The following is a 10,532-nucleotide window of genomic DNA, read 5'->3' on the forward strand; positions in this document are numbered from 1 at the left end:
GAACGCAAATCCATGTAGGAGCTGCCGAAGGCTGCGATCTTTTGCTTTAGACCTTGAGGACTTTGCCGCCAATTGCCACAGCCACCAGCAACACCGCCATCAGCCCAAAGGCAAAACTCAGGCTGCTGGCGTGCGCGACAAAACCGATCACCGCCGGCCCGGCGAGAATTCCGGCATAACCCAGCGTGGTAATCGCCGGTACCGCGATGCTCTCCGGCATCACCGTTTGCTTGCCCACCGCCGTGTACAGCACTGGCACGATGTTCGAGCAACCGGCGCCGACCAGCGCATACCCGACCAGCGCCGCTTGCCAGCTCGGCGCGAAGGTGGCGAGAAACAACCCCGCCGCCGCCAACAGCCCGCCGAACAGAATGATCCGTGTCGCACCGAGCTTACGCACGATGCGGTCACCGAGCAGACGGCCGACGGTCATGGTCAGGGCAAACGCTGCGTAACCCAGGCCCGCGTAGGCCGTATCGATCCCGCGTTCCTGAGCGAGGAAAACCGCGCTCCAGTCCAGCGCCGCGCCTTCGGTGAGGAACACGATGAAGCACATGCCGCCGATAAACAGCACGATGCCATGGGGAATGGCGAACGCCGGGCCGGAGCTTTCGCTGCCGTACGGCAACATGTGCGGCACGCACTTGAGCAAGGCGCCGATCAGCAACACGACGACGACCAGCATCGCTGCCAGCGGTGTCAGCCCGAGGCCGAGCAGGGCGCTGACGCCCGCCGCACCGACGATTCCGCCAAGACTGAACAAGCCATGGAAGCCCGACATCATGTGCTTGCCGCTGGCGCGCTCGACGATCACTGCTTGCAGGTTCACCGTCGAATCCACCGTGCCGAGGCCGGCGCCGAACATGAACAACGTGGCGATCAGCGCCGGGATCGACGACACCGTCGCCAGCAACGGCAGCGCCGCGCAGATCAGCAACGTGCCGCCGGTGGCCACACGTCGGCAGCCAAAACGTGTGGCGAGAATCCCCGCCAGCGGCATCGCCAGAATCGAGCCCACGCCCAGGCACAACAGTAATAATCCCAGCGTGCCCTCATCCAGCCCGGCCCGCGCCTTGGCATACGGCACGAGCGGTGCCCACGCGGCAATACCAAGGCCGGCGATGAAAAAAGCGATGCGCGTGGACATCTGTTGCAGACGTCCGGGGACGAAGGTGTCTTGGGGGTTGAGGCTGGTCATATCGATCCTTGGCAAAAAAACAACTGCATCCCGAGTGACATTCTGACGGCGTTGAGGTTCGATCTCAGGCCTTTCGGGGCATAACGGTGAACATCCTACCCTGTGGGAGCGAGCCTGCTCGCGAAAGCGGTGGGTCAAATATGGAAATGTCGACTGACCCACCGCCTTCGCGAGCAGGCTCGCTCCCACACTGGTTTGCGGTTTACAGTCGGATTTTCGCCAGCATGGAATACGGGAACAAGGCATGACGAAGTTCTACGACGCACGCGGCAATATCTACGGAGTGGTTTCGCCCCAAGCCTTGCGCGAAGCCGGAATCGCTTTGCCAGCGAGGGCCGCAGACTGCGCCGCATCCAGGCAGCAATGGAGCGAGGCCGCCATCGCTTTGTGCTGTCACTGGCCCGAAGGCCAACGCCCGGCCAACAGCAAACCCCACCGCAGCGATGGCCTGCTGATCGGCCCGTTCCAGGCATCGGCGCCGTTCGATGTGCTGATCGTCAACACCGACGGCAGCCTCGCCGAACGCAGCGGCAACGGCTTGACGATTTTTTCCCAGGCATTGACCGAGCAAGGCTTGATGGCGGCGCAGGGTGCGGTGTTGCGCGTTCATCATGACAAGGGCGAAGCGCTGGAAACCGCGGTGACACCGGTCGAAGTCGAAGGCGTGCGCGGCTTCTGGCTCGACCTCGGCCAGCCCGGATTCGGCCCGGAGGCTGTGGGTGCGCAGACGGTTGAAAACGTTCAGTTCAACAATCGCGACGTCAGCCATGTCCAGCCCCTGGCGGAACTCGATCCTGACTGGGCACACAGCCAATTCGTCCGCATCGGCAATCCGCATTGCGTGACGCTGCTCAGTGATGCGGCCGCTCTGCCGAGCAATGAACAGATGCGTGAACCCACCCTGAACCAACGGCTTACAGCGATCGCCTATGCCATGCCCACCGGTGCCGGCAAACCCTGCCCGACCGGCGTCAATCTGCAATGGGCCGCGCTGGTGTCGCCGCAGCAAGTCCTCGCCCGGGTATTCGAGCGCGGCGAAGGACCGACCGCATCTTCGGGCACCAGCGCCAGTGCGGTCGCGTGTGCAGCGTGGCGGGTGGGTTGGGTCGAGGCGGGTGAAGTGTGGGTGGTCATGCCGGGTGGCACCGCACCGGTTTTGCTTGAGGTTTCGGAAGGGGAGTTGCTGCGCGTCAGATTGTTTGGCACGGCGCGGTTGATCGCTTGATTCGGCCGACGCCATCGCTGGGATCTTCTGTGAGAGCGAGCCTGCTCGCGAAGAGGTCGGCACATCCAACATCGAGGCGCCTGGCATGGCGCTTTCGCGAGCAGGCTCGCTCCCACAGGTTCTGCTTTCGGCCCATCAGGTTCAGCGCAATTCTCAACTGAACTCCACCACCGGCATCTGCCGCTTCATCAGCACCTTGCCGCCGCGAATCGAATACAGCGGCAGACCCTGGCTGCGGATCACTTCGTAGTCGCTGTCCGCCGAGAGAATCAGCAGGTTCGCCGGGCGGCCCTGTTCCAGTCCGTAACGCTCGCCCAGGTGCATGGCTTTGGCGCTGTTGTCGGTGACCAGATCCAGCGCACTTTGCAGGTTGCGATAACCGAGCATGTGGCAGATGTGCAATCCCGCTTCAAGCACGCGCAGGATGTTGCCGTTACCCAGCGGATACCACGGGTCGACGATCGAATCCTGGCCGAAACACACGTTCATCCCGGCTTCGAGCAACTCGTTGACGCGGGTGACGCCCCGGCGTTTCGGGAAGTTGTCGAAACGCCCTTGCAGGTGAATGCTTTCGGTCGGGCAGGAAACAAAGCTGATCCCGGAATGGCCGAGCAGGCGGAACAGTTTGGCGCAGTAGGCGTTGTCATAAGAGCCCATCGCCGTGGTGTGGCTGGCGGTGACGCGGGCGCCCATGTCGCGGCTGCGCGCTTCTTCGGCAAGCACTTCAAGGAAGCGTGAATGCGGATCGTCGGTCTCGTCGCAGTGCACGTCGACCAGGCAGCCGGTGCGCTCGGCCAGGTCCATCAGAAACTTCACTGAGCTGACGCCCTGATCGCGGGTGTATTCGAAATGCGGAATGCCGCCGACCACGTCGGCGCCCATGCGGATCGCCTCTTCCATCAGCTCGCGACCGTTGCGGAACGACTCGATGCCTTCCTGCGGGAACGCGACGATTTGCAGGTCGATCAGGTGACGGCTTTCCTCGCGCACCTCGAGCATGGCCTTGAGCGCGGTGAGTTGCGGGTCGGTGACGTCGACGTGGGTGCGCACGTGCTGAATGCCGTGGGCGGCCAGGGCCTGAATGGTTTTCTTGGCGCGGGCCTTGGTGTCTTCTTCGGTGATGGTGACCTTGCGCTCGCCCCAGCATTCGATGCCCTCGAACAGCGTGCCGCTCATGTTCCAGCGCGGCTCGCCGGCGGTGAGGGTGGCGTCGAGGTGGATGTGCGGCTCGACGAAGGGCGGCACCACCAGATTGCCGCCGGCATCGAGGTCATCCGCGCCGAGGGTCGGCGCTTCGGTCTGACGGGCGATGCTGTGGATCAGGCCGTCTTCAAGGTGCAATTCGTGCAGGCCTTCCTGGTTGCGCAGGCGGGCGTTGATGATGTGCATCAGGCAAATCCTTTTATAGGTCTTGTAGTGGTGCGCTGACGCGACGGGCGCCGAGCACACCGGTGACGATGACATACGTTAGCGCGGCAGCGGCAATGCCTACCAGCGGCGCGACCCAGGGCGAACTGAACGCAGCGACGGTGCCAACGCCGTAGGCCCCGAGCCCCGGCCAGTTGAACGCCGGCAACCGTGCGTCGGCCAGGCGCGGATAGTGCCCGCGCCAGCGGTAGAAGAAGTCAGCCATGATCACCCCGCCAATGGGCGGAATCACCGTGCCGAGCAGAATCAGATACGGCACCAGCATGTCGTACATGCCGAGCAGGGCGAGCAGGGTGCCGATCACCGCGCCGCCCAGGGTCACGGTCTTGCGCCGACCGGTACGCAGCAGGTTGCAGCCGGCGACAGCGAAGTTGTAGATGGTGTTGTCCTGCGTACTCCAGATGTTCAACAACAGCATGGCCATCGCGGCCATGGCGAAGCCCTGCAACAGCAGCACTTCAACCACATCCGGCTGTTGATAGACGATCGCGCCATATGCGCCGATCAGCACCATCAGGCCGTTGCCGATGAAAAAACCGATCAGGCTGGCCAGCACTGCCACTTTTGCCGAGCGCGAAAATCGCGTCCAGTTGGTGGCTTGGGTCGCGCCGCTGACGAAGGTGCCGAACACCAGGGTGATCGCTGTCGACCAGTCCAGCGAACCGCTCGGCACCACGCTGAGCAAGCCTTCGAAGCCGCCAACCTTCACGGTCGCTGCCCACATCGACAGCATCAGCAGCAACATCATCGCCGGCACCGCGATGTACGAGAGAATTTCCAGTCCGCGATAGCCGATGTACGCCGTAGCGCAGAAGCCCAGACCGAACAGCACCATCAGGACCAGCACGGTGCTTTCATCGAGATTGAAATACTTGCCGATCACCACCGCTGCCGTCGCCGTGCCCCAGGCGTACCAGCCGATCTGGGTGAAGCCGAGGATCAGGTCGCTGAGCTTGCTGCCGACTTCGCCAAAACAGAAGCGGCCCATCAGCACCGAATTGAGGCCGCTCTTGAAGGCGATGTAACCCAGCCCTGCCGCGTACAGACCGAGCAACAGGTTGCCGACAATGATCACCGCCATCATCTCGGCAAAACCGAACGCGACCCCGAGCTTGCCGCCGGCAAACATGGTCGCAGTGAAAAACGTGAAGCCCAGTAACACCATCGCCGTCGAGGCCAGGCCTTTGCGCGCGTGCATCGGCACTTCACTGAGCGGGTAATCGTTGCCGGAGGCGTTCTGCGTCATGGGGCAGTCCTTGCTGGAAGGGGAAGACGCAGAAGGGTTGCAGCGGTCGTGCCAAGCGACGCAAGTGACCGAATGTGGAGACGCGACTGGGGTTTTCAGCGCGAAAGCAGTGCACTTAATGCACCAGGAGCCCAATGTGGGAGCGAGCCTGTGATGTGCACGGCAGATGAGTCAAACCTGGCGCCGGACTCTTGTGGGAGCGAGCCTGCTCGCGAATACGGAGTGTCAGTCACCGAATAAATTGACTGGAACGACGCTTTCGCGAGCAGGCTCGCTCCCACAGGGGCGGGGAGATGTGTGTTGCTTATTCGCCGCGATAGATGCAGCCGCTGGTGCACGTCTCATGAATGCGGATCGCGCTGAGTTCCGGCAACAATGGCTTCATCTCATTCCAGATGAATTTGGCCAATACTTCGCTGGTCGGGTTTTCCAGGCCGGGAATGTCGTTCAGGTAGTTGTGGTCAAGACGCTCATACAGCGGCTTGAAAATCGCTTTGATCTCGGAGAAATCGCGAATCCAGCCAGTGTGCGGGTCGAGGTCGCCGCTCAGGTGCAGCGCGACCTTGAACGAGTGACCGTGCAGGCGTCCGCACTTGTGGCCGTCCGGGACGTGCGGCAGGCGGTGGGCGGATTCGAAAGTAAACTCTTTGAAGATTTCCACGGTATTTTCGGCTCTGTTCAGATGGCGTTCGCCGCAGCGATTCGGGCAGGCGGCGAGTTTATCAGCTTGTCTTTGGCCGTGCTGACTAAAGGGTCAGCAAGCGCTCGGCGAGGCGACCGTTGGCCGTCAGTTCGAGAAACTCGTCGCCCAGTCGGCGGCTCTCGTCCATCGCCGTGTGCCAGTATTTCTGCCGGCTCGGCGCATCGCCCATGAAGCGTTTGAAGTCGTTGCGATCGGGCAGTTTGCCGTAGGGCAGGCGCGCCAGATATTCCTTCGACGGCGCGACCAGCAGCACATCCTGCAGACGCTGCACCGAAGCGCGGCGCCAGGGCAGGGTCTTGTCGAACCAGCCGGGAATCACCCGATCGGTGAAGTGCGGATAGAGCACGATACCGTCGCCGCTGTAGGGCAGGTCGAGATGGTAGTCGAGCAAACCGCCGTCGCGGAACGTACCCGCGCCGGCGCCGGGCAGGTCGCGTACGCCTTCCATGACCATCGGGATCGATCCGGAAGCGAGCAGGGCCTGGCGCAGGTTGCCGGTGTTGAGGGCAACGAAGCGTGAAGGGAAATCGGTCAAGGCATCAAGCGGCGGGGCCAGGCGCGGATCGTGGATGATCAGCCGTTCGAAGTGCCGCGACAGCCGCGCACGACCGCGCAGGTTGTCGGCGATCACCGAACCCAGCGCCAGACCGAGGCGCCCGCGATGGTCTTCAGCGAGGCGGCCCTGGCTTTTCACCACCATGATGTTCAGGCGGTAATCGGGGTTTTCGAGGATGCTCGCGTCGCGGCCGTCGAGCAGGTCGTTGAGCATGCGCTGCGAGCTCTGGCTGATCTCGGCCATGCTCACGCCTTTGTTGAAATTCTGCTCGGCGTAGAGCTGGCCGAGGCGGCGAATGCCTTCGGCGGCGTCCGGCAGGCAGGCGCTGGCGAAGCGCCAGGAACCCACCGAGGCGCCGATCAGCGAACGCTCACGCGGCGCACTCGGCAGCCACTCGCCGAACAACGCCAGATCGAGCCCCTGAATCCCCAACGCCTTCGGCCCACCGGCCGCACCGGGCAGGGTGCCGACGTCAGCGGCGTGCAATCCCTGCGCACGAATCCGCGCCATGGCCCGCGGGCCGGCCTTGAGAGTGAGGGCGGGAAACTTGATGTGGATGGCGGTCATACCGGTCTCGATCGTTAGCAAGCTGGCGATTATAAGCACATGTTGCAGGCCCATGCAGGAGTGACCCTGTCCCACAAACGGGGCAGACGCAAAACCAGTGTGGGAGCGAGCCTGCTCGCGAAAGCGGTGGGTCAGAAACATCGTTGCAGCTGACACTGCGCCTTCGCGAGCAGGCTCGCTCCCACAGGGGACCTTGCCAGCAATGGGGCACAATGATGGCCATTCAGTTTCAGTTAAGTTGACCCCGCTATGGTGCCCACCGTAAGCAACATATAAGAATTCGGAGACACCCATGAAAACCCTGACTGCTCTGACCACTGCCTCGATCCTCGGCCTTGGCGCCAACACTGCGCTGGCGCGCGATCTCGGTCCTGACGAAGCGCTTCGTTTGCGCGACGCTGGTACTATCGTCTCCTTCGAGAAGCTCAACGCCATCGCCCTGGAAAAACACCCCGGTTCGGAAATCACCGAAACCGAGCTGGAGGAAGAGTACGGCAAGTTCATTTACCAGATCGAACTGCGCGACCCGAAAGGGCTGAAGTGGGATCTGGAACTGAACGCGGTCGATGGTGAAGTGCTCAGGGATCATCAGGATACGTAATGAAGCTGAATAGTCGCGCCACCCGCCTCACGGCGCTGGCGCTGGTGTTGTTGTGCAGCACGGCCATGGCTCGCGACCTCGATCAGGACGAGGCGCTGGCCCTGCGTCGCGATGGCGTGATCCTGCCGCTGGAGCAAGTGCTGCAGCAGGCCATGGATCGCTACCCCGGCGCCAAACTGCTGGAAGTCGAGCTGGAAGAAAAACACGACGTGTACATTTACGAAGTCGAATTGCTGACGGTCGAAGGCGTGGCGCGCGAGCTGCACTTGAAGGCCGATACCGGCGAGTTAGTCAAAGACAAGGAAGATTGATCGATGCGTTTGCTTCTGGTGGAAGACCACGTACCGCTGGCCGACGAACTGCTCGCCGGCCTGCAACGCCAAGGCTACGCAGTGGATTGGCTGGCCGATGGCCGTGACGCGGTGTATCAGGGCAGCAGCGAGCCCTATGACCTGATCATCCTCGACCTCGGCCTGCCCGGCGTACCGGGGCTGGACGTGCTGGCGCAGTGGCGCGCCGCCGGTCTGGCGATTCCGGTGCTGATCCTTACCGCGCGCGATTCCTGGGCCGAGCGCATCGAAGGGCTGAAGGCCGGCGCTGACGATTACCTGACCAAACCGTTCCACCCGGAAGAGCTGTACCTGCGCATTCAGTCTCTGTTGCGCCGCTCCAAGGGCCAGGCCAACCAGCCGACCCTGCAAGCCGCCGGCCTGCATCTGGACGAAGGCCGCCAGTGCGTGGTTCGCGATGGCGCCGACATCCAGCTGACCGCCGCTGAATTCCGTCTGCTGCGCTATTTCATGCTGCACCCGGAACAGATCCTCTCGAAAAGCCACCTCGCCGAACACCTCTACGACGGTGAGACCGAGCGCGACTCCAACGTCCTCGAGGTCCACGTCAATCACCTGCGGCGCAAGCTCGGCAAAAGCGTCATCGAAACCCGTCGCGGCCAGGGTTACCTGTTCGGCGGGCAAGCTTCATGAGATCAATCCAGCGCCGTTTGAGCCTGGGTTTGATCAGTGTGATGGTGATCGTCGGTCTGGTGCTGGCGCAAACCAGCCTGTGGTTGTTCGAAGTTGGTTTGCAGCGCTACCTCGAAGCCGGCCTGCGCAACGACAGCGAAAGCCTGCTGGTGGCGCTGGTGCGCGGCCCGCAAGGTTTGCAACTGGATGAGCGGCATCTGTCGCCGGCCTATCAGCGGCCATTTTCCGGGCATTACTTTCGCATCGATTTCTCCGACAGCCACTGGCGTTCGCGCTCGCTGTGGGATCAGGAACTGCCGCTGCTGCAACACCCGGGGCTGCACAGCAATCTGCAACTTGGCCCGGACGGGCAACGCTTGTTGATATTGCGCTCGGACTACCGGCGCCTCGGTCAGTCGATCTCGATCAGCGTCGCCCAGGATTACACGCCGGTCAGCGACAGTTTCCAGCGCATGCGCCAGATCGGCCTCGGCCTGGGGCTGGCGGCGTTGCTGCTGATCCTGTTCCTGCAACGCCTGACCGTGCGCCGCGCGCTGAAACCGCTGGAGCGCGCGCGCGAGCAGATCGCTCAGTTGCAGCAGGGCCAGCGCTCGCAACTCGACGATCAGGTGCCGGTGGAACTGGAGCCGCTGGTGGCGCAGATCAACCACTTGCTCGCCCACACCGAAGACAGCCTAAAGCGCTCGCGCAATGCCCTGGGCAACCTCGGCCACGCGCTGAAAACCCCGCTGGCGGTGCTGCTCAGCCTGGCCTCCAGCGCCAAGCTCGATGACCATCCCGAGCTGCGCAGAATTCTCAAGGAGCAATTGGAGCAGGTGCAGCAGCGCCTCAATCGCGAACTCAATCGCGCGCGGTTATCCGGGGATGCGCTGCCCGGCGCGTTGTTCGATTGCGATGCCGAGTTGCCGGGGTTGCTGGCGACCTTGAACATGATTCACGGCGAGCATTTGGCCTTGAGCTACGTCGCACCGCCGGGCTTGCAGCTGCCGTGGGACCGCGAGGACTTGCTGGAACTGCTCGGCAACCTGCTCGACAACGCCTGCAAATGGGCGGATGCCGAGGTGCGCTTGGGTGTGATCGAAAGGTCTGACGGCTTTGCCTTGAGCGTGGAAGATGACGGCCCGGGGATTCCCGAAGAGCAGCGCACTCAGGTGTTCAGCCGTGGCACGCGACTGGATGAGCAGACCCACGGGCATGGGCTCGGCCTTGGGATCGTGCGGGATATTGTCGATACGTGGGGTGGCTTGCTGGTGCTGGGCGAAAGCGAGTGGGGCGGGTTGAAAGTGGTGATTGAACTGCCTCGGCGGTGAGCCCTTGAAAAGCCCCTCACCCTAACCCTCTCCCAGAGGGAGAGGGGACTGATTGTGTTGTTCTTGAGAGATGCATCCACTTGAAATCCGAGTCGAACTCAGGACTTGAATGGCATGAAGATCGGCTCCCTTTCCCCCTCGCCCCCCTTGGGGGGAGAGGGCTGGGGTGAGGGGGGATTGCAACTGACACCCCGCACTTGTCAAACGCGAAACTGATCCATCAACCGCTGCTGCTGATTCGCCAGGCTGTTAAGCGACTGGCTGACGCGCGCCGATTCATTCGCCTGCCCGGACAGCGATTCGGTCACATCGCGAATCGTCGCCACGTTGTTATTGATCTCCTCAGCCACCGCGCTCTGTTCTTCGGCAGCACTGGCGATTTGCAGGTTCATGTCGCTGATCACGGTCACCGCATCGCCGATCTGCCGCAGCGCCGTCACCGCCTGGCCCACCTGCTCAACGCTGCCCTGGGCCTGACGATGGCTGTTGCCCATCGAACCGACCACTTCCTGCGTGCCGTTCTGCAATTGCTCGATGACCTGGCGGGTTTCCTCCACCGACTCCTGAGTGCGGCGCGCGAGGTTGCGCACTTCGTCGGCGACCACGGCAAAACCGCGTCCGGCTTCACCGGCACGGGCGGCTTCGATGGCGGCGTTGAGCGCCAGGAGGTTGGTCTGCTCGGCGATGGCGCGGATGGTTTCCAGCACCGTGCCGA

At 62.7% G+C, this 10,532-nt stretch carries 11 protein-coding genes and 1 pseudogene; 5 read left to right on the forward strand and 7 right to left on the reverse strand.

Annotated features, from left to right (window positions below):
- Window positions 1–46: 46 nt before the first annotated feature.
- The gene (locus tag D6877_RS03185) at window positions 47–1,198 is read right to left on the reverse strand and encodes an MFS transporter (RefSeq protein WP_130909827.1); all 1,152 of its coding nucleotides are present in this window, start codon (window positions 1,196–1,198) and stop codon (window positions 47–49) included.
- Window positions 1,199–1,442: 244 nt separating this feature from the next.
- Between D6877_RS03185 and D6877_RS03190 the strand changes: the two genes are divergently transcribed.
- Entirely contained in the window at window positions 1,443–2,423 is a 981-nt protein-coding gene (locus D6877_RS03190) for a diaminopimelate epimerase (RefSeq protein WP_130909828.1), read from the forward strand.
- Window positions 2,424–2,576: 153 nt separating this feature from the next.
- On the opposite strand, the gene codA is transcribed toward D6877_RS03190, so the two are convergent.
- The 5 genes and pseudogenes from codA to D6877_RS03215 form a co-directional block, all read right to left on the reverse strand.
- Entirely contained in the window at window positions 2,577–3,812 is a 1,236-nt protein-coding gene (gene codA, locus D6877_RS03195; protein WP_130909829.1) for a cytosine deaminase, read from the reverse strand.
- 13 nt (window positions 3,813–3,825) lie between these two features.
- Window positions 3,826–5,097, reverse strand: a complete 1,272-nt coding sequence (codB, locus tag D6877_RS03200; RefSeq protein ID WP_056791386.1) for a cytosine permease — start codon at window positions 5,095–5,097, stop codon at window positions 3,826–3,828.
- 191 nt (window positions 5,098–5,288) lie between these two features.
- Window positions 5,289–5,405, reverse strand: a pseudogene (locus D6877_RS29795) (metal ABC transporter ATP-binding protein); the annotation flags it as partial.
- Window positions 5,402–5,758, reverse strand: coding sequence for a 6-carboxytetrahydropterin synthase QueD (gene queD, locus D6877_RS03210; protein WP_007915588.1), 357 nt, complete (start codon window positions 5,756–5,758; stop codon window positions 5,402–5,404). The gene queD and the pseudogene D6877_RS29795, both read right to left, overlap by 4 nt.
- Before the next feature lie 85 nt (window positions 5,759–5,843).
- Complete coding sequence (locus D6877_RS03215) at window positions 5,844–6,923, reverse strand: patatin-like phospholipase family protein (protein WP_130909830.1); 1,080 nt, start codon at window positions 6,921–6,923, stop codon at window positions 5,844–5,846.
- A 292-nt stretch (window positions 6,924–7,215) separates the two neighbouring features.
- Between D6877_RS03215 and D6877_RS03220 the strand changes: the two genes are divergently transcribed.
- From D6877_RS03220 to D6877_RS03235, 4 genes are read left to right on the forward strand one after another with little or no spacing between them, the layout of a single operon-like run.
- Window positions 7,216–7,524 (forward strand): PepSY domain-containing protein, encoded by a 309-nt coding sequence (locus D6877_RS03220; RefSeq protein ID WP_016775414.1) that lies wholly within the window; start codon window positions 7,216–7,218, stop codon window positions 7,522–7,524.
- On the forward strand, window positions 7,524–7,835 hold the full coding sequence (locus D6877_RS03225) for a PepSY domain-containing protein (protein ID WP_016775413.1): 312 nt from the start codon (window positions 7,524–7,526) through the stop codon (window positions 7,833–7,835). Before D6877_RS03220 ends, D6877_RS03225 begins: the two co-directional genes overlap by 1 nt.
- A 3-nt stretch (window positions 7,836–7,838) precedes the next feature.
- Window positions 7,839–8,507, forward strand: a complete 669-nt coding sequence (locus tag D6877_RS03230) for a response regulator transcription factor (protein ID WP_016775412.1) — start codon at window positions 7,839–7,841, stop codon at window positions 8,505–8,507.
- Window positions 8,504–9,817, forward strand: coding sequence for a sensor histidine kinase (locus D6877_RS03235; RefSeq protein ID WP_130909831.1), 1,314 nt, complete (start codon window positions 8,504–8,506; stop codon window positions 9,815–9,817). Before D6877_RS03230 ends, D6877_RS03235 begins: the two co-directional genes overlap by 4 nt.
- A gap of 200 nt (window positions 9,818–10,017) precedes the next feature.
- Here the strand turns inward: D6877_RS03235 and D6877_RS03240 are convergent.
- Window positions 10,018–10,532, reverse strand: a 515-nt coding sequence (locus tag D6877_RS03240; protein WP_241662843.1) for a methyl-accepting chemotaxis protein, incomplete at its 5' end; no start/stop codon positions are given.

Origin of the sequence: Pseudomonas sp. Sample_9 (genome assembly GCF_004307535.1) — a bacterium.
Taxonomy (GTDB): Bacteria; Pseudomonadota; Gammaproteobacteria; order Pseudomonadales; family Pseudomonadaceae; genus Aquipseudomonas; species Aquipseudomonas mercuritolerans.

Excerpts from the sequence above, each read along its gene's own strand:
- D6877_RS03225 (WP_016775413.1), top strand. The coding sequence starts at position 7,524 with ATGAAGCTGAATAGTCGCGCCACCCGCCTCACGGCGCTGGCGCTGGTG.
- D6877_RS03185 (WP_130909827.1), bottom strand. The coding sequence starts at position 1,198 with ATGACCAGCCTCAACCCCCAAGACACCTTCGTCCCCGGACGTCTGCAA.
- D6877_RS03220 (WP_016775414.1), top strand. The coding sequence starts at position 7,216 with ATGAAAACCCTGACTGCTCTGACCACTGCCTCGATCCTCGGCCTTGGC.
- D6877_RS03215 (WP_130909830.1), bottom strand. The coding sequence starts at position 6,923 with ATGACCGCCATCCACATCAAGTTTCCCGCCCTCACTCTCAAGGCCGGC.
- D6877_RS03235 (WP_130909831.1), top strand. The coding sequence starts at position 8,504 with ATGAGATCAATCCAGCGCCGTTTGAGCCTGGGTTTGATCAGTGTGATG.
- codB (WP_056791386.1), bottom strand. The coding sequence starts at position 5,097 with ATGACGCAGAACGCCTCCGGCAACGATTACCCGCTCAGTGAAGTGCCG.
- D6877_RS03230 (WP_016775412.1), top strand. The coding sequence starts at position 7,839 with ATGCGTTTGCTTCTGGTGGAAGACCACGTACCGCTGGCCGACGAACTG.
- codA (WP_130909829.1), bottom strand. The coding sequence starts at position 3,812 with ATGCACATCATCAACGCCCGCCTGCGCAACCAGGAAGGCCTGCACGAA.
- D6877_RS03190 (WP_130909828.1), top strand. The coding sequence starts at position 1,443 with ATGACGAAGTTCTACGACGCACGCGGCAATATCTACGGAGTGGTTTCG.